This is a genomic window from Novosphingobium sp. 1529 (assembly GCF_040544855.1).
In the GTDB taxonomy this organism is placed as follows: Bacteria; Pseudomonadota; Alphaproteobacteria; order Sphingomonadales; family Sphingomonadaceae; genus Novosphingobium; species Novosphingobium capsulatum.
On sequence record NZ_JBEPKW010000006.1, the window covers coordinates 156,109 to 176,339 of the forward strand.

19 protein-coding genes are annotated in these 20,231 nt (G+C 64.8%); 14 read left to right on the forward strand and 5 right to left on the reverse strand.

Features of this window, described 5'->3' with window-relative positions:
- The first annotated feature begins 1 nt into the window (after position 1).
- Positions 2–1,474, forward strand: a complete 1,473-nt coding sequence (locus ABIC78_RS13665; protein WP_370525450.1) for an aldehyde dehydrogenase — start codon at positions 2–4, stop codon at positions 1,472–1,474.
- Positions 1,475–1,477: 3 nt separating this feature from the next.
- On the opposite strand, the gene ABIC78_RS13670 is transcribed toward ABIC78_RS13665, so the two are convergent.
- Genes ABIC78_RS13670 through ABIC78_RS13680 form a run of 3 tightly spaced genes read right to left on the reverse strand, consistent with a single transcriptional unit; the run spans position 1,478 to position 3,269 of the window.
- Positions 1,478–2,074: a GxxExxY protein gene (locus tag ABIC78_RS13670; protein WP_354490245.1), complete on the reverse strand. Its 597-nt coding sequence runs from the start codon at positions 2,072–2,074 to the stop codon at positions 1,478–1,480.
- 53 nt (positions 2,075–2,127) lie between these two features.
- On the reverse strand, positions 2,128–2,868 hold the full coding sequence (locus ABIC78_RS13675; RefSeq protein ID WP_022677399.1) for an SDR family oxidoreductase: 741 nt from the start codon (positions 2,866–2,868) through the stop codon (positions 2,128–2,130).
- A gap of 11 nt (positions 2,869–2,879) precedes the next feature.
- Positions 2,880–3,269: a nuclear transport factor 2 family protein gene (locus tag ABIC78_RS13680; protein WP_022677398.1), complete on the reverse strand. Its 390-nt coding sequence runs from the start codon at positions 3,267–3,269 to the stop codon at positions 2,880–2,882.
- A 132-nt stretch (positions 3,270–3,401) separates the two neighbouring features.
- Between ABIC78_RS13680 and ABIC78_RS13685 the strand changes: the two genes are divergently transcribed.
- The 4 genes from ABIC78_RS13685 to ABIC78_RS13700 all read left to right on the forward strand — a co-directional run bounded on the left by ABIC78_RS13685 (position 3,402) and on the right by ABIC78_RS13700 (position 8,161).
- The gene (locus ABIC78_RS13685) at positions 3,402–4,259 is read left to right on the forward strand and encodes a DUF8021 domain-containing protein (RefSeq protein WP_354490248.1); all 858 of its coding nucleotides are present in this window, start codon (positions 3,402–3,404) and stop codon (positions 4,257–4,259) included.
- Positions 4,260–4,576: 317 nt separating this feature from the next.
- The gene (locus ABIC78_RS13690; RefSeq protein WP_354490250.1) at positions 4,577–6,739 is read left to right on the forward strand and encodes a PQQ-dependent dehydrogenase, methanol/ethanol family; all 2,163 of its coding nucleotides are present in this window, start codon (positions 4,577–4,579) and stop codon (positions 6,737–6,739) included.
- 20 nt (positions 6,740–6,759) lie between these two features.
- Positions 6,760–7,257, forward strand: coding sequence for a DUF3237 domain-containing protein (locus tag ABIC78_RS13695; protein WP_022677395.1), 498 nt, complete (start codon positions 6,760–6,762; stop codon positions 7,255–7,257).
- A gap of 145 nt (positions 7,258–7,402) precedes the next feature.
- Positions 7,403–8,161 carry a hypothetical protein gene (locus ABIC78_RS13700; protein WP_354490252.1) on the forward strand — a complete coding sequence of 253 codons (759 nt, stop codon included), beginning with the start codon at positions 7,403–7,405 and terminating at the stop codon, positions 8,159–8,161.
- A gap of 276 nt (positions 8,162–8,437) precedes the next feature.
- Here ABIC78_RS13700 and ABIC78_RS13705 read toward each other — a convergent pair whose 3' ends face one another.
- Together ABIC78_RS13705 and ABIC78_RS13710 are read right to left on the reverse strand one after the other, a co-directional pair.
- Positions 8,438–8,905 carry a hypothetical protein gene (locus ABIC78_RS13705; RefSeq protein WP_354490253.1) on the reverse strand — a complete coding sequence of 156 codons (468 nt, stop codon included), beginning with the start codon at positions 8,903–8,905 and terminating at the stop codon, positions 8,438–8,440.
- Between the two features lie 328 nt (positions 8,906–9,233).
- Entirely contained in the window at positions 9,234–9,839 is a 606-nt protein-coding gene (locus tag ABIC78_RS13710) for a hypothetical protein (protein ID WP_354490255.1), read from the reverse strand.
- Positions 9,840–10,020: 181 nt separating this feature from the next.
- On the opposite strand from ABIC78_RS13710, the gene ABIC78_RS13715 reads away from it, so the two are divergent.
- The 9 genes from ABIC78_RS13715 to ABIC78_RS13755 all read left to right on the forward strand — a co-directional run bounded on the left by ABIC78_RS13715 (position 10,021) and on the right by ABIC78_RS13755 (position 20,226).
- Positions 10,021–11,625: an FAD-binding oxidoreductase gene (locus tag ABIC78_RS13715; protein ID WP_054132640.1), complete on the forward strand. Its 1,605-nt coding sequence runs from the start codon at positions 10,021–10,023 to the stop codon at positions 11,623–11,625.
- Positions 11,622–12,047 (forward strand): c-type cytochrome, encoded by a 426-nt coding sequence (locus ABIC78_RS13720; protein WP_054132641.1) that lies wholly within the window; start codon positions 11,622–11,624, stop codon positions 12,045–12,047. Before ABIC78_RS13715 ends, ABIC78_RS13720 begins: the two co-directional genes overlap by 4 nt.
- Complete coding sequence (locus ABIC78_RS13725; RefSeq protein ID WP_107716971.1) at positions 12,047–12,430, forward strand: hypothetical protein; 384 nt, start codon at positions 12,047–12,049, stop codon at positions 12,428–12,430. Before ABIC78_RS13720 ends, ABIC78_RS13725 begins: the two co-directional genes overlap by 1 nt.
- 201 nt (positions 12,431–12,631) lie before the next feature.
- Positions 12,632–14,197 carry an AMP-binding protein gene (locus tag ABIC78_RS13730; protein ID WP_354490258.1) on the forward strand — a complete coding sequence of 522 codons (1,566 nt, stop codon included), beginning with the start codon at positions 12,632–12,634 and terminating at the stop codon, positions 14,195–14,197.
- Positions 14,198–14,254: 57 nt separating this feature from the next.
- Positions 14,255–16,414 carry a PQQ-dependent dehydrogenase, methanol/ethanol family gene (locus ABIC78_RS13735; protein WP_354490260.1) on the forward strand — a complete coding sequence of 720 codons (2,160 nt, stop codon included), beginning with the start codon at positions 14,255–14,257 and terminating at the stop codon, positions 16,412–16,414.
- A gap of 60 nt (positions 16,415–16,474) precedes the next feature.
- The gene (locus ABIC78_RS13740) at positions 16,475–17,989 is read left to right on the forward strand and encodes an aldehyde dehydrogenase family protein (protein WP_054132645.1); all 1,515 of its coding nucleotides are present in this window, start codon (positions 16,475–16,477) and stop codon (positions 17,987–17,989) included.
- 157 nt (positions 17,990–18,146) lie between these two features.
- Entirely contained in the window at positions 18,147–19,019 is an 873-nt protein-coding gene (locus ABIC78_RS13745; protein WP_022677623.1) for an amidohydrolase family protein, read from the forward strand.
- Positions 19,016–19,480, forward strand: coding sequence for a protein tyrosine phosphatase family protein (locus ABIC78_RS13750; RefSeq protein ID WP_309806265.1), 465 nt, complete (start codon positions 19,016–19,018; stop codon positions 19,478–19,480). Before ABIC78_RS13745 ends, ABIC78_RS13750 begins: the two co-directional genes overlap by 4 nt.
- Entirely contained in the window at positions 19,477–20,226 is a 750-nt protein-coding gene (locus ABIC78_RS13755) for an SDR family NAD(P)-dependent oxidoreductase (RefSeq protein WP_171799589.1), read from the forward strand. Before ABIC78_RS13750 ends, ABIC78_RS13755 begins: the two co-directional genes overlap by 4 nt.
- Positions 20,227–20,231: the final 5 nt, after the last annotated feature.

A 20,231-nucleotide genomic window follows, 5' to 3' on the forward strand; every position in this document is an offset into this window, starting at 1 on the left:
CATGCTGCTTCCCCACGGCGTTCATATCGCCCATCCCGAACGCCTCTATATCGGCGGGCAATGGGTGCCCGCGCACAGCGGTCGCCTGATCGAGATTATTTCGCCTGATAGCGAGCAGGTGGTGGCCCGCGTGGCCGAGGCGGACGCGACAGACATGGATGCGGCCGTCGCGGCGGCGCGCGCGGCGTTCGACCATGGCCCCTGGCCTACCACGCCCCCGGCGCAGCGCATTGCGGCATTTCGCGCGATGATCGATCATCTGCGCCCGCGCGCCGATGAACTTGCCCGCGCCTGGACCGCGCAGATCGGCGGGCTGGCCAGCTTTGCCGGGCCGATGCACCAGGGCGCGCTGTTAGCGCTCGATGGTATCGCCGGCTTTGCGCAAGACTTTCGCTTTATCGAGCAGCGCCCCAGCCATGCGGCGGCGGCCGCGCTGATCGTGCAGGAACCGGTGGGTGTGGTGGCGGCCATCGCGCCGTGGAACGGCCCGTTCGGCATCATGGCCAACAAGGTGGCCTATGCCCTGCTGACGGGGTGCTGCGTGGTGATGAAGCCATCGCCTGAAACCCCGCTGGAAGCCTATCTCATTGCCGAGGCGGCCGAGGCGGCGGGCCTGCCGCCCGGCGTGGTCAACCTGGTGCCCAGCCACCGCGAGGCAGCCGATCACCTGGTCAGCAATCCTGGTGTGGACAAGGTGAGCTTCACCGGATCGACCGTGGCGGGCAAGCGCATCGGCCAGGTCTGCGCCGGCCGCGTGGCGCGCTGCACGCTGGAACTGGGCGGCAAGTCTGCCGCGATCGTGCGCGACGATTTCGCGATCGATCATGCGGCCAAGCTGCTGACCGGCACGATCACGATGATGAGCGGGCAGGTCTGCGCGATGCTGAGCCGGGTGATCGTGCCGCGCGCGCGCCATGATGAACTGGCCGATGCCATCGCCCGGGAAATGCGCGGCGTGGTGATCGGTCACAGCGATGACCCCGCCGCCCAGCTGGGCCCGGTGGCAATGCAGCGCCAGTTGGAGCGGATCGAGGGCTATATCGCGCAAGGCAAGGCCAGCGCTGACCTGGTGACCGGCGGCAGCCGCCCCAGCCATCTCAACCGTGGCTATTTCATCGAGCCGACGCTGTTTGCCAATGTGAACAATGCCGATGCCATTGCCCAGGAAGAGATCTTTGGTCCGGTGCTGGCGCTGATCCCGGTGGAGGACGAGGAAGAGGCTGTGGCGGTGGCCAATGCCAGTGCCTATGGCCTCAACGGTTCGGTGCTGACGCACGATGCCCAGGCTGCCTGGACGATCGGCCGACGCATCCGCACCGGCGGCTTTGGCCAGAACGGCCTGCGCATGGATTTTGGCCTGCCGTTCGGCGGCTTCAAGCAATCGGGCGTGGGCCGCGAGGGCGGGCCCGAAGGGCTGATGCCCTACGTCGAAACCAAAACCATGCTGCTCGATGCCCTGCCCGAGGGGCTTTGAGCGTCACGCGCGGGTCTTTCCGTCCTGTTGCCACACGCCATAATAATCGTTGGCAATTCTGCGCACGCCCTCGCGGAAGGTGGCGCCGCCAAAATTGAGAAGCAGGCCAAGAGGCATGGCGAGCAGGCGCAGATAAGTCAGCACTTGCTTGCCATGCACCTGGGCGCATTTCTCGACCGATTTAACTTCGACCAGCAAGGCATCGTTGATGATCAGATCGGCACGGAAACCATCGCCCAGATGTATTCCTTGCCATACCACGGGTATCATCTGCTGCCGGCGGACCTGCAATCCGCGTTGTTCAAGCATGTGACACAGGATTGTTTCGTAAACGGACTCCAGCAGGCCTGGGCCGAGTTCGACATGCAGCCTGTATCCGCAATCAATCACCGTGGTAGCCAGCTTCTCCAAATCTGCCGAGGCGCTGAGATTGTGCATGATTGCTACGGTCGGTGATTTGGGGAAATTCGTAAAGCATGGATGCTGCCATTTTGGCATTCGGCATTTTTTGGATTTTTCACACGAAGACACGAAGACACGAAGACACGAAGACACGAAGAAATTTAATAATTCCGGCGGAGCCGGATATCCGTCTTTCACTTCTTCGTGCCTTCGTGGCTTCGTGTGAAAATAATCGTTAAAGACTCCGCGTCTCACCCCAACTCCAGACACCCCCCATCGACATAGAGATCGACGCCGTTGATGAAGCTGGCCTCGCGGCTGGCCAGGAACAGCGCGGCGCTGGCGACTTCTTCGGCTGTGCCCATGCGGCCGATCGGCACCACGGCCGAGAGCATGTCGCGCATACCGGCGATTTGTTCGGGGCTGGCATCGCGCTTGAAGATTTCGGTCTCGGTGGGGCCGGGACTGATCAGGTTGACGCGGATGCGGCGCGGGAGGAGTTCCTTGGCCACGATCCGCGCCATGGCGCGCAGACCTGCCTTGGCGGCGGCATAGGCAACGTTGCCCGGCACGGCGGCCAGCGATCCGATCGAGCCTGTGATGACGATGGCGCCGCCATCGCGCATCAGCGGCAGCGCATTCTGGATCGCAAAGAACGCGCCGCGCAGGTTGACGGTGTGGATATCGTCCCAGAACGTCTCGGTCACCTCGGGCACCATGGCAAAGCCGCCGACGCCGGCGTTGACGAACAGCACGTCGATGCCGCCCAGCACTTGCTCGATCTCGGCCAGGGCAGCGCGGGTCTGCTCCACATCGCCCATGTCGGCGCGCACCGCCAGCGCGCCGAGTTCCTCGGCCGCCTCGTGCAGGGTTTGCGGGTTGCGGCCGGTCAGCGCCAGGCGCGCGCCCTCTGCCGCGAACTGGCGCGCGGCGGCAAGGCCGATGCCGGAATTGCCGCCGAGGATAGCGACGCAGGTGTTGTCAAAGCGCATCGTGGGGCCTTTCAAAACATCGGCAGGGGATTGACCGGTGCGGTCGGCACGTCCTGGATCACGTCCCAGTGCTCCACGATCATGTCATCTTCGCACCGGAAGATATCGACCACGGCCAAGCCGGGATCGCCCGGCCAGCGCTGCACATGGGTGTGCACCACGACGTGGTCGCCATCGACGAAGCTGCGATGGATGGTTTGCCGGGCATCGGGCGATTCGTGGCGGACGCGGTCGAGAAAGGCCTTGAGCGCGGGCACGCCCGGCTCTGCCAGCGAGCTGTGCTGGACATAGCTGGGCGCGATGTAGCGATCGACCGCACCGCTATCCATCGCGATCAGCACATCGTGGTACATCGCCAGCACGCGATCGAGCAGGGCCTGTTCGGCGGGCGTTCTGGACATTGGCATTTCTCCCGGGCTGCATCTGCGGCAAGAGGGTATCTCCCCCCTTTCATTCTAACAATTGATAGGATATGTCGGTTGCATAACCGCGTCAAAGGCTTGTTGTCCCAAGGCCGCGAAAAGGGAGAGACGATGGACCGCGAGGCCCTCTATGCCGCACTCGATGCCTTTCTGGCTGCCCTCGGCCAAGGGGCTTCGGCCCAGGTCAACTGGGCGAGCGATGCGCTGTTTTCCGAAAACAATGTTATGCTGGCCACCGACGATGGCGTGTGGGGCACGGTGCAGGGGCTGGGCGACTATCGCCTGCGCTTTGCCGATGTGCGGACCCGCCAGGTCGGCTATTTCGGCACGCTGATCGAGGCGATCGAGGAATCGGCACTGACCGTGCGGCTGGCCCTGAACGAGGCGGGCGAGGTGGCGGAGGCCGAGCTGCTGATCGTGCGCCAGTCGGACAGCGGCATCAAGTTTGAAAACCCGCGCTATTGGGACAAGCCGATCCTGCACCGCGAGCCGGAAAGCCCGGTCGATCGGGCCGAAATGGTGCGGCTGTCCAACGGCTATTTCGACACGCTGCAGCAGAACGATGGCACGATCCACACCCGGTTCCACCCCGATTGCCAGCGGGTGGAAAACGGCGTGCAGACCACGCGCAACCCGGAATTCGCCAAGATCGTGCCGGTATCGGCGCTGGGCTGCGAAGAGCAGTTCCGCATGGGCAACTATCGCTATGACGACGAACTGCGCGCCCGGCGCTTCCCCCTGGTGGACGAAGAGCGCGGGCTGGTGCTGGCGTTTGGCTTCATCGATCATTCCGGCCGGATCGACGAGTATCAGCTGACCGATGGTCGCACTGTGAAAAGCCCGGTACGCCGGCCCCACAGCTTCTACATCTCCGAGTTGTTCAAGATCGACCATGGCATGATCGAGCAGATCGAGGCCAATTTCATCACCGTGCCCTATCGCATGCCCAGCCCATGGGATGCGCTGTGATGCGCGGGGTTTGGGGATGGTTGCGGGGGGCTTCGACAGGCTCAGCCCGAACGGCTCACTTTACCTGGTTCCCGTTCGCCCTGAGCTTGTCGAAGGGCCGTGCGGGGCGCGCGACTGCGGGGGGCTTCGACAAGCTCAGCCCGAACGGGGACGGGCGGAAGCTGGCCCACTCTCCCCTCCTCTTTAGAGGAGGGGCCGGGGGTGGTGGACATCTTGCGCCAGGTATCCACCACCCCCCGACCCCCTCCTCTGAAGAGGAGGGGGAGAAGAATGCCGTCTCCGTTCGCCTGGGGTTTGGCAGAGGGCGCTGGCGCAATATGGCGATCCTGGCAACGGCAAGCCTGACGCTGGCTGCCGCCGCGCCGCTGACGCAAGGCGCTGGCAGCGAGTGGGTCGAGCCGGGCGGGGATGCAGGCAAGACGCATTGGTCCACGCTCGATGCCATCAACCCGGCCAATGTGGCGCGGCTGGGCCTGGCCTGGGAAGCAGACCTGGGCACCGCGCGCGGGCAGGAAGCCAGCCCGGTGATGGTGGGCGGGGTGCTCTATGTCGCCGGCAATGCCGGGCGCGCCTATGCCTATGACGCGGCAAGTGGCCGCGAACTCTGGCGGTTCGAGCCGGAGGTGGACATGCAGCGCAACCGCACCGCGTGTTGCGACATGGTCAACCGCGGGCTGGCCGTATCAGGCGGCAAGGTGTTCATCGCGGCGCTCGACGGGTGGATGTACGCGCTCGACGCCAAGACCGGCGCCGTGGTGTGGAAGACCGATTTCATCGAGGACCGCAAGCGCGGCGACAATTCCACCGGCGCGCCCGAAGTGGCCGGCGATCTGGTGGTCATCGGCATGGGCGGCGCGGAGTATGACGTGCGCGGCTATGTCACGGCGCTCGATATCAAGACCGGGGCGATCCGCTGGCGCTGGCACGTGGTGCCGCATGATCCCGCGCTCGGCCCGCAGGAAACGCCGGAGCTGGAAGCCGCGCTCAAGACCTGGGATCCCAAGAGCCGCTGGGACGTGGGCGGCGGTGGCGCGCCGTGGGATGCGATCAACTATGATCCTGAAACCGGTTACGTGCTGGTCGGCACCGGCAATGGCGGCCCTTATGCGCGCTCGAAACGCTCGCCTGCCGGCGGCGACAATCTCTATCTCGGCTCGCTCGTCGCGCTCGACCCCAAGACCGGGCGGATGGTCTGGCATTACCAGGAAACACCCGAAGACAATTGGGATTTCACCTCTACCCAGCCGATGATCCTGACGCACATGGCGGTGGACGGGCAGACACGCGGGGTGATCCTGCATGCGCCCAAGAACGGCTTTCTCTATGTGATCGATCGCAAGACCGGCCAGGTGCTGCGCGCCAATGCCATTGCGCGGGCCAACTGGATCAAGGGCTTTGAGCCGGGCACGATGAAGCCGATCCTCAATAGGGAAGCTGCAGACTATACCGATGGGCCCAAGATCGTGTTTCCCTCCACCGTGGGGGCACGCAACTGGTTTCCGGCGGCCTATAGCCCGCAGACCGGCCTCTATTACGGATCGGTGGCTGATATCGGCAACCTGATCTTCATGACGCCCGGCGCCAAGCCCTATCGCGCCCGCGCGCTCAACAACGATGCCGCGCTGATCTTTACCCCCGATGTGGTCGCTGCCACGGAAACGCTGCCGCCCCCCATGGCGCAAGCGGTCAAGGCGCTGCCGGCCTATGCCCAGGCCAAGGCCGATCCCGGCAAGAGCCAGTTGCGCGCGATCGATCCGCTTACCGGCAAGACGGTGTGGGCGGTGGACAGCGAAGGCTGGCAGGACCGTGGCGGCGTGCTGGCCACGGCATCGGGCCTGATCGTGCAGGGCACGCTTTCGGGCAAGCTGGTGGTGCGCGATGCGCGCAATGGCGCCGTCTTGAAAAGCATTGAGACCGGCAGCCCGATCATGGCCGCGCCGATCACCTATGCCCTGCGCGGCGTGCAATACATTGCCGTGCAGGCCGGCTGGGGCGGGGGCGGCTGGGCCTTTACCCCGCGCTATTCGGCCGCCTATAGCCGGGGCAACCAGAACCGCCTGCTGGTCTTCCGCCTGGACGGGGGCAAAGTGCCGCTGCCGCCGCTGCTGCCCCCGCTGGAAGTGGCGCCGCCACCGCCGGCCCAGGCGCCCGGGGTGACGGCGGCGACGATTGCGCGCGGGCAGGGGCTGTTCTTTGCCAATTGCGCGATCTGCCATGCCAATATCCACCGCTCGATGGCGCCAGACCTGCGCCGCATGCAGCCCGGCACGCACGAGGCGTTCAAGCAGATCGTGCTGGAAGGCGCGCTGCTGCCGGCCGGCATGCCACGCTGGGACGATGTCTTGCGCCCTGATGATGCCGATGCGATCCATGCCTACCTGATCGATCTGCAGGGCAAGACGCGGGCCGATGAACTGGCCAAGCAGAAGGCCGGCAAGCCGCTCGACGGGCCGAGCCTGACCATCCTTTCCAACTATTGAACCGAACGGGCCGCTTCCTCATGGACTTTTCCACGCTCGACAATCCCCGCCTGGAGTTTGCCTTTGCCTGCACGCTGAAATTCACGCGGGTGCAGATGATCCCCGACTTGCCCAGCGGCGGCATGCGCAGCGCGGTCTATGTCGACGAAGGCGTGTTCGAAGGGCCGCGCCTGAAAGGCCGGGCAGTGCCCAATTCGGGCGGGGACTATGCGTTCTTCCGCAGCGATGACACCGCCGTGTTCGATGCGCGCTATGTCTTGGAAGTGGACGATGGCACGCTGATCTATATGCAGAACAAGGGCTTTTTGTGGGGGCGCGAGGCCGGCACGATGGATCGCCTGCGCGCCTGGGCCTTTGCCGGTGGCGCGCCGGTTCCCCATGCCGAATACTATCTGCGCGCGCAGCCCACGTTCGAGACGAGCAAGGGCCCGCACGACTGGCTGACGCGGCACGTGTTCATCGGCGTGGGCGAGCGGCGCCCGGACGGCAACCACGTGAAGTATTACGCGCTGACGTGAGCCGCTCACGGGGGCACGTTGGCATTTTGTAATTATCTTCGCGATGGCCGCTTTGCTATCGGCGGCGCTCCTTTGAGGGGCGTGTGGCATGGCGTGGCGTGTGATGAGGCAGGGTGTGGCCCTCGCGGCAATAGCGGGCGGGGCGTTGGCAACGCAGCCGGCCCTGGCCGCGCCAGAGGAAATCCAGGTCTACATGGACGAGATGGACCAGCCCGGCCATTTCGGCCTCGATACCCACATCAACTATGTGGCTGATGGCACCACCACCGATGACTATGCCGGCGCGCAGCAGGCGCTGCACCGCCTGCGCGTCACGCCCGAGTTCTCCTATGGCATCACGCCCTATCTGGAAGCGGGGCTCTATCTGCCGCTGGCCACGCTCGATGGGCAGGGCCGGCTCGATCCCGGCGGGGTCAAGACCCGGCTCAAGTTCATCGCGCCGCGCCGCCCGGGGCAGAACTGGTGGTGGGGGGCCAATTTCGAGATCGGCCACGTCGATCACAAGCTCGATATCAATCCGTGGAATGCCGAGCTGAAAGGCATCGTCGGCACGCGGCTGGGCAAGTGGACCCTGGCCGAAAACGCCAATGTCGATTTCGTGGTGTCAGGCCCGGTCGGCCATTCGCCCGAAGTCGAGTTCGACACCCGCGTCGCCTATGCGATGACGAAGAAGGTCTCGCTGGGCATCGAAAGCTATAACGGCACGGGCAGCTTCGCCCATTTCGGCAACCTGCACGGCAGCGACCAGTCGATCTTTGCCGTGGCCGACGTGGACCTCGGGCGCTGGGCGCTCAACCTGGGGGTTGGCCACGGCTATGGCACCAATGCCGATACCACGATCGTCAAGGCCATCGTCAGCCTGCCGTTCGAGCGCATCCTGGGGCGGCGCAACGCGGTTGATTAGGGCGTGTGGGCGGCTTCAATGGTGAGCGGAACGACTTAGATTGGTGGTTAGCAGTCGCTTGCAGAGCCTCAACTTTGTCCGAAAGACCATGTGATCCGCGGAAGAGTCACTTCGGAAACGTGCGCGAAGCAAGCACAGCATTATCCCAAAAGGACGCCTTGCCAAAAGGGATCGGCGTGGCAGCTGGGATCGTAGCTCGCTAACTGGCACGCAGACCAGAACCCGAACATTTGTCAGAAAGCAGGTAAAAGCGAAGCAGCGAGTTTGGTTGCCCTTCTAGCCGGCCTCGGGGGCGGGCTTATCGCCGCACAACAAGACTTGCTCCACCATCTGCCGCTTCGTGCCCAGCACGTCCGAGTATCGATAGCTCGCGATGATGACGCGACCTTCCTCGTGCGCTGCGCATGGGACGACGGACCGGTCCTGCTTCAATACCCGTGATTCACGCGGAGTGACGCCGAGCCGACGGCCAATGTTCGCAGAGATCGGAAGAGCGTACGTGAAGACTTCCTGTTTACCGAGGAACCAAGCACCAAACGGCCCCTCCTTTTCGCAGTTGGCGGTCAATGGCCTAAGATCATTATCCAGCAAATCGAGGCATGCTGATTGCGCATCGGATTCACCTTCGTTCTTCAACGCGAAAAGCAGCACCGGCGCCGAGTCTTTGCCGGCCGTCGATGACACACGCACATTGGCGAGCGTGAGTCTCGGGCCGTTCTGTGCGGCGAAAAGGGTCTGCTGCAACTCGCTTGAATGTCGCGCCTCGCGCCAGCTTAGATATGAGAACACGCTCGTAACAATGAGTGACACTGGGGCAAGCAACTGAGCCAAATAGGTTGCTCGGTTTAGCGCTCCCCATTTCTTCCATTCCGTCCGCTTCGGTAACATTGGCCCCCCTTACGCGAACAGTAGCAGTCGGCGTCGGCTTTTCTACCCTCCGCAGCAGTGTCGCCTACTGCGCCTTACGCCCGGTTGGTGCACGGACAGCCAATGTCCGCAATATCATCGTGTCCGGAACGCTGCTTATCGTCAGAAAGTCGGCGAAACCGCTCATTCGAATTGGCCATTCCACCTAATAGGCCGCGTTGACATCAAGCGACGGGGCGTTGGCCTTGGCCAGGATATCGCGCAGCCCGACGTTTTCGTCGGGATAGCGGATGTCGGTGATTTTCCAGCCTTCCTCCTTGCGGGCCATGGCGATCACCAGGTGCACGGTGGGGCCATCGGCCACGCCACTGCGGGTCACGGTGACGTGGGCCAGGGCCTTGTGGGCATCGGCATGGGTGATCATGATGGTCTGCTGCAGATCGGTGGGGTTGTTGCACAGGCAGAGCGGATTGCCGGCCAGCGACGAGCCGGTGCTGCGCGTGGTATCGGCCAGCAGGCCGGCCATTTCCTCGGAAAAATAGCGGTGGCGCAGGTCGCCCACGGTGGAAACCGCCCCGCCAAGGCCATCGTCGGCAAACATGGCCTTGAGAAATGCGGTGGGATCATCGGGTGTCGCCGCCGAGAAGATGCCGGCCTGGCTGCCGGCGCCGGACGGCTCGGCATCGAGCGTGCCGGCGATATCGGGCGTATCGCCATCGTGCGAGAACAGCCGCGACAGCTGGCTGCAGCCAGTGGTGCCGGCCAGCACGGCCGTGGCGAGAGTGATGGTGACGAAAGGCTTGGTCTTCATGCCAGGTGCTTGGCTCGCTGCAAAGTCCTGGTCCCCGCCTGCGATGATAGCCGGGGCTGGGCGGCTTGGCGATACAAAACATGTGATGGCGGCTTGACCGACCGCAGGATTACAGGCAGAACAATAACAATTGTTAGAAAATGAGTCCCGGTTGCGGGACCATGATGGGAGAGATCTGCCGGTGAAACTGCACCTGCCGCCCCGCGTCAGCCCCCAGGGCTTTGCCGCCGCGCTCAAGGCCTATGAAGGCGTGGTGGGCAAGGACTGGGTCATGGCCAGCGAAAGCGACCGTGACGCCTATTCCGATATCTATGCCCCCGGCGATGCCGAGCAATGGGCCGCCAGCGCCGCCGTGGCGCCGGCCAATGTGGAGGAAGTGCGGGCGGTCGTGCGCCTCGCCAACGAGCACAAGACCCCGCTGTGGCCGGTCGCGCGCGGCAAGAACCTGGGCTATGGCACGGCCGCGCCGCGCATGGCCGGGTCGATCGTGCTCGATCTGGGGCGCATGAACAAGATCATCGATATCGATCCCAAGCTGGCGACCTGCGTGGTGGAGCCGGGCGTGGGGTTCTTTGACCTGCACGATGCCATCCTGCGCGGCAACCACCCCTTGTGGATGAGCGTGCCGGGCAATGGCTGGGGCTCGGTGATCGGCAACGCGCTCGATCACGGCATCGGCTATACCCCCTATGGCCTCCATGCCCGCAACCTGTGCGGGCTGGAAGTGGTGCTGCCCGATGGCGACCTGCTGCGCACCGGCATGGGGGCGATGACCGGCAACCCGGCCTGGCACCTGTTTCCGTTCAGCTATGGCCCGACCTATGACCTGGCGTTCACCCAGTCGAACCTGGGCGTGGTCACCAAGGCCGGGCTGTGGCTGCAACCCGCGCCCGAAGCCTCGCTCGAGCTGATCTTCGACATTCCCGAAGAGGGGGATATCGGCTGGGTGGTCGATACCATCGCCCCGCTCAAGATTTCCGGGCTGATCGAGCAGAACGTGTTCATCCCCAGCTGGCTGGGCAAGATGGTATTGAAAGGCCAGCGCCACGATTTCTGGGACAAGCCCGGCGCCATCCCCGAATGGCGCGTGGCCGAGCTGCTCAAGCAGTACAAGCTGGGCTACTGGCAGGTGGCGCTGCGCCTTTATGGCGAGGAAAGCGTGATCAAGGCCAAGGCCGAGATCGTCAAGGCGGCGATGAAGCGCCATCTGGCCGCGCCGCCGCAGGAAAACTGGTGGCGCCAGGGCGACGCCATCGGCCAGTACGAGATCACCATGGGCGTGCCCTCGGCTGTGCCGCTACAGATGTCTGACTGGATCGGCGGGCGCGGCGCGCACATGGGCTTTTCCCCGGTGGTGCCGGCGAGCAGCGAGCATGTGCTGGGGCAGTTGAAGCGCAGCCGCAAGATCATCGCCGATCACGACGTGGATTTCTATGCCAGCTTCACCATCGGCGGGCGCTTTGCCAACAACATCAACATGCTGATGTACGATCGCGACGATGCCGCGATGGTTTCGAACATGAAGGCGCTGTTCAACGCGCTGATCAGCGAGACGGCCAAGGCTGGCTATGGCGAATACCGCACGCACCTGGGCTGGATGGACCCGGTGATGGACACGTTCGATTACAACAACCACGCGCTGCGCCGGTTCGACGAGCGGGTGAAGAACGCGCTCGATCCCAACGGCATCATCGCCCCGGGCAAGCAGGGCGTGTGGCCCGCCGCCTATGCCGCGCAGCGCCATTCCGCGCCGCAGGATAGCGTGACCAAGGGAGGCAAGGCATGACGCGCACCATTCTCGCCGTTGCGGCGATCGTTCTGGGCGCCTCGGTTGCGCTGGCGCAGGCCGGGGCGCCGCATGCGCCGATGGGGCCGCCGCCGGGGCCGCCGCCACCCTATCAGTTGCGCCCGGCCTATCCGGCGGGCGATCGCACCGCCGCGGGCGGCAATGGCAAGGTGCTGTTCGAGGCACACTGCGGCTATTGCCACTTGGCCGGGGGCATGGGCACCAACCTGGTGACCAAGCAGCAGATGATGATGGGCCGCACACCCGACCAGGGCCTGCTGGCCAACCGCACCGATCTTACCGCCGATTACGTCAAGGCCGTGGTGCGCGGCGGTAAGGGCGCCATGCCTACGCAGACCCGCGTCGATATCACCGATGCCGAACTCGATGCCGTGGCAAAGTACCTGGGGAAGGCGGGCTGATGCGCGTGAGGCTCGATCGCCGCACGCTGCTGCGCAGCGGCGCGCTGGGGGCTGCCGGCGTGGCCCTGCCGGCCGGTGCCCAGGCCATGGTGCCACCCGCGCTGGTGGTGTTTGACAGCCGCGTGGCAGAAAGCCGCGCTTTTGCCGCTGGCTTTCCACTGGCCGCGCGCCATGATCTGGCGCTTGGCCCCCTGGCGCTGCGCCGCCGCCTGGCCACGCTGGACCAGGGGCGCGTCGAAGGGCTGACCGGGTGGAGCGACTGGGTCATGCTGCGCGGTGCCGCGCGCGGACAGGGTTTGCGCCCCACGGCCGAGCGCGCGGTGGCCGCGCCGCTTTCGGGCAAGCGGCACCTGTTCCGCTGGAGCATGGCAGCACGGAGTTGATCTGCCCTTTGAGGCAGCAAACGTGAAACGCACGCAGATGGCGGCTTGACCGCCGGCAATCCGCATTTAGTATGCAACACTAACAAATACCGGGGTAACCGGAATCGGGAGAGTCGATGCCATAGCCGCGTGTTCGCCTGTGGTTTTTGCCCGCCAACCTGGCGCTTCCCGGTTCCGCCGATATGCGGATGAGGAGAAGCCATGCGTGCGATTGATTACTTCGACCGGGGCCATGACCGCGATCCCGCGCGGCTGGCAGTTGTCGATACGCAAACCGGCCTGAAGCTGACCTTTGCCCAGACCAAGGAACTGAGCGAGCAGATCGCCGCCGCGCTGCAACGCCACGGCTTTGAAAACCAGGACCTGCTGGGCCTCTATGGCCCCAACGATGGCATGCTCCTGGTGGTGCTGCTGGCGATGTGGCGCGCCAATGGCAAGTGGATCCCGGTCAACACCCGCAATGCCATCGATGCCAACGCGGCCTATATCAACTACGTGCGCTGCAAGTGGCTGGTCTATCATTCCAGCAAGGCCGATGAAGTGGCGCAGCTGAAGGCGCTGTGCCCGGTGATGCAGCATTTTGTCTGCCTCGATCGGCGCATGGGCGATGATCCCAGCCTGGAGGAATTCATCGCCGGGGTGACCGCGCAGGATTTCGTCGAGCCCGAGATCGACGCATTCGGCAACCTGTTCGATCTGGTCGGCATCTTTCCCACCGGTGGCACTACCGGCCCGTCGAAGGGTGCCAATGTCACCAACCTGGGTTGGGGCACGATGATCGAGACGGCGGCCGATGGCATGGGCGGGCGCACCGCCGATCCTGTGGCGCTGGTGTCTGCCCCGATCACCCACGCCGCCGGGCCGATCGCGCTGTCCACGCTCAGCCTGGGCGCGACGCAGGTGATCCTGCCCGGCTTCGATGCCGAAGCCGTGCTCGCTGCGATCGAGGAGCACAAGGTCACCCACATGTACCTGCCGCCCACGGCGTTGTACCAGCTCATGGCCTCGCCGCAGATCGGCGCGCATGATTATTCGAGCCTGAAGATCTTCATCCTGGTGGGGTCGCCCTGCTCGCCCGAAAAGCTGCGCCAGGCGGTGGAAATCTTTGGCCCGTGCATGTGCCAGGCCTATGGCCAGGTGGAATGCCCGATGATCGTGGCCTGGTTCCCACCCGAAGACGTGGCCCGCTTTGCCCAGGAGGCGCCCGAAAAGCTGGCCGCCTGCGGCAAGCCGACCCGCTCGATCAAGGTGGCGCTGCTCGACGATGATGGGCAGCCGGTCGCCTTGGGCGAGGCTGGCGAAATCTGCGTGCGGGGCGCGCTGGTGACGCACAGCTATTTCGAAAAGCCCGAGGAAACCGCCGAGATCCGCAAGTTCGGCTGGCACCACACCGGTGACGTGGGCAAGCTTGATGCTGACGGCTACCTCTATATCGTCGATCGCAAGAAGGACATGGTGGTCTCTGGCGGGTTCAACGTCTTCACCGCCGAAGTCGAGGCGGCCGTGACCGAACTGCCCCAGGTGCGCGAGGCCTGCGTGTTTGGCATCCCGCACGAAAAGTGGGGCGAGCAGGTGCATGCCGTGGTCGTGGCCCAAGGGGTGAGCGAGGCGGACATCATCAGCTTTGCCAAGGCTCGCCTTGGCGGGGTGAAGGCGCCCAAGTCGGTGGAGTTTGTCGACGCCATTCCCCGCACGGCGGCCGGCAAGATGGACAAGAAGGCCCTGCGCACGAAATACTGGGGCAATGCCCAGCGCATGGTGAACTGAACACAGTGAACTGACCTGAAAAATCAGGCGCAAGAACGACGTGACATGGAGAGAGTGATGCGGAACGGGTTCGTGGCTGGGTTGGGCCTCGCATCGCTGGCGGCGCTGGCGCTGGCAGGGTGTGGCAAGGCGGTGGGTGATGCGCCGGCGGGTGCGGCGACAAGCGGGGTGACCGATGCCCTGATTGCCGCGGCCCCGCAGGATGAATGGCTCAGCTACGGGCGCGATTACGGCGAGCAGCGCTTCTCGCCGCTCGACAAGATCAACACCGGCAACGTCGGGCAACTGGGCCTGGCCTGGTCGGTCGATCTCGATACCGCGCGCGGCCAGGAAGCCACGCCGCTGATGCACGATGGCGTGCTCTACACCACCACCGCCTGGTCGATGGTCAAAGCCTATGACGCGCGCACCGGCAAGGTGATCTGGCAATACGATCCCAAGGTGCCGCGCGAAACCCTGGTTTCGGCCTGCTGCGACGCGGTCAACCGCGGGGCGGCGCTCTATGGCGACAATATCTATGTCGGCACGCTGGATGGGCGGCTGATCGCACTCGATCAGAAGACCGGCCATGTCGTGTTCGACAAGGTCGTCGTGCCCGATCCCAAGAACTATGCCATCACCGGTGCGCCGCGCGTGGTGAAGGGGCGCATCGTCATCGGTTCGGGCGGCGGGGAATACCGCGCGCGCGGCTATATCGCGGCTTATGACGCGCAGACCGGCGCGCAGGTGTGGAAGTTCAACACCGTGCCGGGCAACCCCAAGGACGGGTTCGAGAACAAGGCGATGGAAGCCGCCGCCAAGACCTGGACCGGCGACTGGTGGACGCTGGGCGGTGGCGGCACGGTGTGGGATTCGATCACCTATGATCCCAAGACCAACCTGATCCTGTTCGGCACCGGCAATGCCGAGCCGTGGAACCCGGCGCCCGCCGGGCGCAGTGGGGATTCGCTCTACACCTCGTCGATCGTGGCGGTGAATGCCGATACCGGCGCCTATGCCTGGCACTATCAGGAAACGCCCGAGGACCGCTGGGATTTCGATTCCGACGCGCAGATCACGCTGGCCGACATGACGATCGACGGCAAGCCGCGTCATGTCGCGCTGCATGCGCCCAAGAACGGCCATGTCTATGTGCTCGATGCGCAGACCGGGCAGTTCCTCTCGGCCACGCCCTTCGTGCCGGTGAACTGGAACACCGGGATCGATCCCAAGACCGGCCGGCCGACGATCAACCCCGAGGCGCGCTATGAAAAGACCGGCAAGCCGTTCATAGGCCTGCCGGGTGCGGGCGGGGCCCATTCGTGGCAGCCGCAAAGCTTCAGCCCCAAGACCAACCTCTTGTATATTCCGGCCAACGTCGCCGGCTTCCCCTATTTCGCGGCCAAGGACTGGAAGCCCAGCGGCATGGGCTTCCAGACTGGGATCGATGGCTATACCACCGCGATGCCGGCCGATCCCAAGGTGCAGGCCGGTGCGCTCGCCGGCACGACCGGCGCGCTGATCGCCTGGGACGTGGCCAATCGCAAGGTGGCCTGGCGGGTGGACCAGGTTTCGCCATGGAACGGCGGCATCCTGTCGACCGCCGGCAACCTCGTGTTCCAGGGCAATGCCCAGGGGCAGTTCGTCGCCTATAGCGCCGACAAGGGCCACAAGCTGTGGTCATTCCCGGCGCAGAGCGGCATCGTTGCCGCGCCGATGACCTATGCCATCGGCGGCGAGCAATATGTGGCGGTGATGGTCGGCTGGGGCGGCGTGTGGGACGTGGCCACCGGCATTCTCGCGCATAAGGGTGGGGCATCGCGCAACATCAGCCGCCTGATGGTGTTCAAGCTGGGCGCCAAGGGGCAATTGCCGCCGCCGCCACCCAGCAATGCCGGCCCGCTCGATCCGCCGCCGCTGACCGGCACGCCCGAGCAGGTCGCCCATGGCGGCATGCTCTATGGCCGCTATTGCAACGTCTGCCATGGCGACGCTGCGGTGGCCGGTGGGGTGAACCCGGATCTGCGCCATTCGGGTGCGATCGGTTCGGCCGAGGGCATCAAGATGGTCGTGCTCGATGGCGCGCTGCACGAGGCCGGAATGGTCTCGTTCAAGAGCGTGCTGACCGCCGACGATGCCGAGGCGATCCGCCAGTACCTGATCGCGCGCGCCAACCAGGACAAGGCGCTGGAGGCCAAGACCGGCCAGCGCATCGGCAAGGGCACGGCGCGCAATTGACGCGCGCTTGGCCCGGTGAAACTGTTATGATACATTACAAATAATGGAGAGGAGTCGGCCATGAACGAGATGACGACGATTTCGCGCGAGCAGCGCGCCTATTCCCCGCAAGCGTCGGCCTTTCTGGCGCGCAAGCCGCAGCTGTTCATCAACAACGAATGGGTGGACAGCAGCCACGATGCCGTGATCGACGTGGAAGACCCCTCGAGCGGCAAGATCGTGGGCCACGTGGTCGATGCATCGGACAAGGACGTGGATCGCGCCGTCGCTGCCGCGCGCGCCGCGTTCGATGATGGCCGCTGGTCTGGCCTGCCGCCGATGGTGCGCGATCGCACCATGAACCGCCTGGCCGATCTGCTCGAAGCCAATGCCGATCTCTTTGCCGAACTCGAAGCGATCGACAACGGCAAGCCCAAGACCATGGCCGGCGCCATCGATATTCCCGGTGCGATCAGCCAGTTGCGCTTCATGGCCGGCTGGGCCAGCAAGATTTCGGGCGAAACCACGCAGCCCTATACCATGCCCGGCGGGCAGGTATTCAGCTATACCGTGCGCGAGCCGGTGGGCGTGTGCGCGCAGATCGTGCCGTGGAACTTCCCGCTGCTGATGGCTTCGCTCAAGATCGCGCCAGCCCTGGCGGCGGGCTGCACCCTGGTATTGAAGCCCGCCGAGCAGACCTCGCTCACTGCGCTCAAGCTCGCTGATCTGGTGGTGGAAGCCGGCTTCCCCGCCGGCGTCATCAACATCATCACCGGCAATGGCCACACTGCTGGTGATCGCATGGTCAAGCACCCCGATGTCGACAAGGTGGCCTTCACCGGATCGACCGAGATCGGCAAGCTGATCAACCGCAATGCCACTGCCAGCATGAAGCGCGTGACGCTGGAACTGGGCGGCAAGAGCCCGGTGGTGGTGATGCCCGATGTCGACGTGGCGCAGGCAGCGCCGGGCGCGGCGGGTGCGATCTTCTTCAATTCGGGCCAGGTCTGTGTGGCGGGCTCGCGCCTGTTCGCGCACAAGTCGGTGTTCGATCAGGTTCTCGAAGGCATGGCCGCCACCGCCCCGTTCTGGAGCCCGCGCCCCAGCCTCGATCCCGAGGCGCACATGGGGCCGCTGGTCAGCAAGGAACAGCACGAGCGGGTGATGGGCTATATCGAAGCGGGCAAGCGCGATGGTGCCAGCGTGGTGATGGGCGGCGACGTGCCGGCCAGCGATGGCGGCTATTACGTCAACCCCACGATCCTGGCCAACGTGAACCCGCAGATGAGCGTGGTGCGCGAGGAAATCTTTGGCCCGGTCGTGGTGGCGCAGCGCTTTGAAGACCTGGATGAAGTGGCGCGCATGGCCAACGACACCTGCTTTGGCCTGGGCGCCGGCATCTGGACCAAGGATGTGGCGACGATGCACAAGCTGGCGGCCAAGATCAAATCGGGCACCGTCTGGGGCAATTGCCACGCCATGATCGATACCGCGCTGCCGTTCGGCGGCTACAAGGAATCGGGCCTGGGCCGCGAACAGGGCCGCCAGGGCGTGGAGGCCTATCTCGAAACCAAGACCGTGATCATTCAGCTGTAAGGCGCTGATTTAAAGCGCGCCTTTTTCTCTTCGTCACCCCGGGCTCGACCCGGGGTCCCGCTTCTTCGTTCCGCAGTGCCGGTTTAGGTGCCAAGCGGGACCCCGGATCAAGTCCGGGGTGACGAAAGATGAGGCGCACATCGCAAGGACTGCATTGATGCCCATAGACCTGTCCAAGATCACCGCCATCGACGTGCACGTGCATGCCGAAGTTTCGTGCCACGATCCCGAAGATCCGGTGATGGGCAAGTTTTTCGATGCGGCATCGAGCTATTTCAAGGCGCCGCGCGAGCGGCCCAAGATGCCCGAGATCGCGCAGATCTATCGCGACCAGAACATTGCGTTCTGCCTGTTCACGGTGGACTGCGAGAGCGGCATCGGCGCCAAGCGCGTGTCGAACTATGAAATCGCCGAATTTGCCGCGCAGAACGATGACGTGTGCATCCCCTTTGCCTCGATCGATCCGCACAAGGGCAAGTACGGCGCGCGAGAAGCGCGGGACCTGATCGAGAACTATGGCGTCAAGGGCTTCAAGTTCCACCATATCTGCCAGAACATCCATCCGGCCGAGCAGGTCGGCTATGCCATCTATGAGGTGATCAACCACTACAAGCTGCCGGCGATCTTCCACACCGGGCATTCCGGCATGGGCACCGGCATGCGCGGCGGCGGGGGCATCCGCCTGAAATACGGGCAGCCGATGCTGGTCGATGATGTGGCGGTGGATTTTCCCGACATGAAGATCATCCTGGCGCATCCCTCGTGGCCGTGGGTGGATGAAAGCCTGTCGATGGCGCTGCACAAGGACAACGTGTTCATCGACCTGTCGGGCTGGAGCCCCAAGTATTTCCAGCCGCAGATCATCCAGTATGCCAATACGCAGCTGCGCAAGAAGATGCTGTTCGGCAGCGATTTCCCGCTGATCCGACCCGACAAGTGGCTCGATGCCGCGCGCCAGGTCGGCTTTCGCGACGACGTGCTGCCGGGCATCATGAAGGACAACGCCGTGCGGTTGCTGGGCCTGGAATGACCGCCGATCCGGCCGATATCCGCGCCTGGCAGCGGCTGGGGGGCGATATCACCACGTCGGGCCGGCTGGAGCCGCGCGACGTGGCGCGGCTGGCCGGGCTGGGCGTGGCCCATGTGATCAACCTGGCGCTGGAAACCCATCCCGAAGCCCTTCCCGAAGAGGGCGCGCGGCTGGCGGCGGCGGGCATCGGCTATACCCATATCCCCGTGCCGTTCGATGCGCCCGATGACGGGCATTTCGCCGCGTTCTGTGCCGCACTCGATGCAACGCCGCGCCCGGTGCACGTGCATTGCATCATGAATTGGCGGGTGGCGGCGTTCTTCTATCGCTGGCACTGCGACGTGGCCGGCATGGGCGAGGGGCAGGCGCGCGCGCTGATGGCCCGGCAATGGACGCCAGAAGGGTCTGACCGGCCCGAGGCGCAGGTCTGGGCCGCGTTCATCGCAGGCGGGCGGGCATGACGGATTTCGCCGGCCGCCATGTGGTGATCACCGGGGCTTCCAGCGGGATCGGCCGCGCGACGTCGCAGCGCGTGGTGGCCGGCGGCGGCACGGTAACCCTGATTGCCAGGCGCGCCGCCTTGCTGGAAGAGGCGGTGGCAGAACTGGGCGGCGCGGCCGGATGGGCAGTGGCAGACGTAGCTGACAAGCCGCAATTGCTGGCGGCGCTGGACGCGGGTGTGGCTGCGCGCGGCGCCATCGACGGCCTGTTCTGCAACGCCGGCATCGGCGGCACGTTTGCCGCAGTGGAAGACTATGGCGACGCGGCGTTTGCGGCGGTCATGGCGGTCAATGTCACGGCGGTGTTCCACGCTATTGCCCATGTCGTTCCAGCGATGAAGCAGCGCCGGCGCGGCGCGATCCTGGTGACCGGCAGCCTGGCGAGCGAGCGCGGCATGGCGATGAACGCGGGCTATGTCGCGTCAAAGCACGCGGTGCTGGGCCTGTCGCGCGCGGTCGCGCTGGAACTGGCGCCGTTCGGCGTGCGCTGCAATTGCGTGGTGCCCGGCTTCATCGAAACCCCGATGCTCGATGCCCTGCCACCCGATGCCGCGACGGCGATGGCCGCCCGCGTGCCGCAGGGCCGCACCGGCAGTGCCGATGAACTGGCGCAGGTCGCCGCCTTTCTGCTGTCAGATGCCGCAGCCCATGTCACCGCGCAAAGCTGGGCCGTGGATGGCGGCCTTTTGGGAACCCTGTCGCTGTAACGGAG

Bases quoted from the DNA above. Each gene is read 5' to 3' on its own strand.
- ABIC78_RS13665 (WP_370525450.1), top strand. From the start codon at position 2: ATGCTGCTTCCCCACGGCGTTCATATCGCCCATCCCGAACGCCTCTAT.
- ABIC78_RS13675 (WP_022677399.1), bottom strand. From the start codon at position 2,868: ATGCGCTTTGACAACACCTGCGTCGCTATCCTCGGCGGCAATTCCGGC.
- ABIC78_RS13680 (WP_022677398.1), bottom strand. From the start codon at position 3,269: ATGTCCAGAACGCCCGCCGAACAGGCCCTGCTCGATCGCGTGCTGGCG.
- ABIC78_RS13685 (WP_354490248.1), top strand. From the start codon at position 3,402: ATGGACCGCGAGGCCCTCTATGCCGCACTCGATGCCTTTCTGGCTGCC.
- ABIC78_RS13690 (WP_354490250.1), top strand. From the start codon at position 4,577: ATGGCGATCCTGGCAACGGCAAGCCTGACGCTGGCTGCCGCCGCGCCG.
- ABIC78_RS13695 (WP_022677395.1), top strand. From the start codon at position 6,760: ATGGACTTTTCCACGCTCGACAATCCCCGCCTGGAGTTTGCCTTTGCC.
- ABIC78_RS13710 (WP_354490255.1), bottom strand. From the start codon at position 9,839: ATGAAGACCAAGCCTTTCGTCACCATCACTCTCGCCACGGCCGTGCTG.
- ABIC78_RS13720 (WP_054132641.1), top strand. From the start codon at position 11,622: ATGACGCGCACCATTCTCGCCGTTGCGGCGATCGTTCTGGGCGCCTCG.
- ABIC78_RS13725 (WP_107716971.1), top strand. From the start codon at position 12,047: ATGCGCGTGAGGCTCGATCGCCGCACGCTGCTGCGCAGCGGCGCGCTG.
- ABIC78_RS13730 (WP_354490258.1), top strand. From the start codon at position 12,632: ATGCGTGCGATTGATTACTTCGACCGGGGCCATGACCGCGATCCCGCG.
- ABIC78_RS13735 (WP_354490260.1), top strand. From the start codon at position 14,255: ATGCGGAACGGGTTCGTGGCTGGGTTGGGCCTCGCATCGCTGGCGGCG.
- ABIC78_RS13740 (WP_054132645.1), top strand. From the start codon at position 16,475: ATGAACGAGATGACGACGATTTCGCGCGAGCAGCGCGCCTATTCCCCG.
- ABIC78_RS13745 (WP_022677623.1), top strand. From the start codon at position 18,147: ATGCCCATAGACCTGTCCAAGATCACCGCCATCGACGTGCACGTGCAT.
- ABIC78_RS13750 (WP_309806265.1), top strand. From the start codon at position 19,016: ATGACCGCCGATCCGGCCGATATCCGCGCCTGGCAGCGGCTGGGGGGC.
- ABIC78_RS13755 (WP_171799589.1), top strand. From the start codon at position 19,477: ATGACGGATTTCGCCGGCCGCCATGTGGTGATCACCGGGGCTTCCAGC.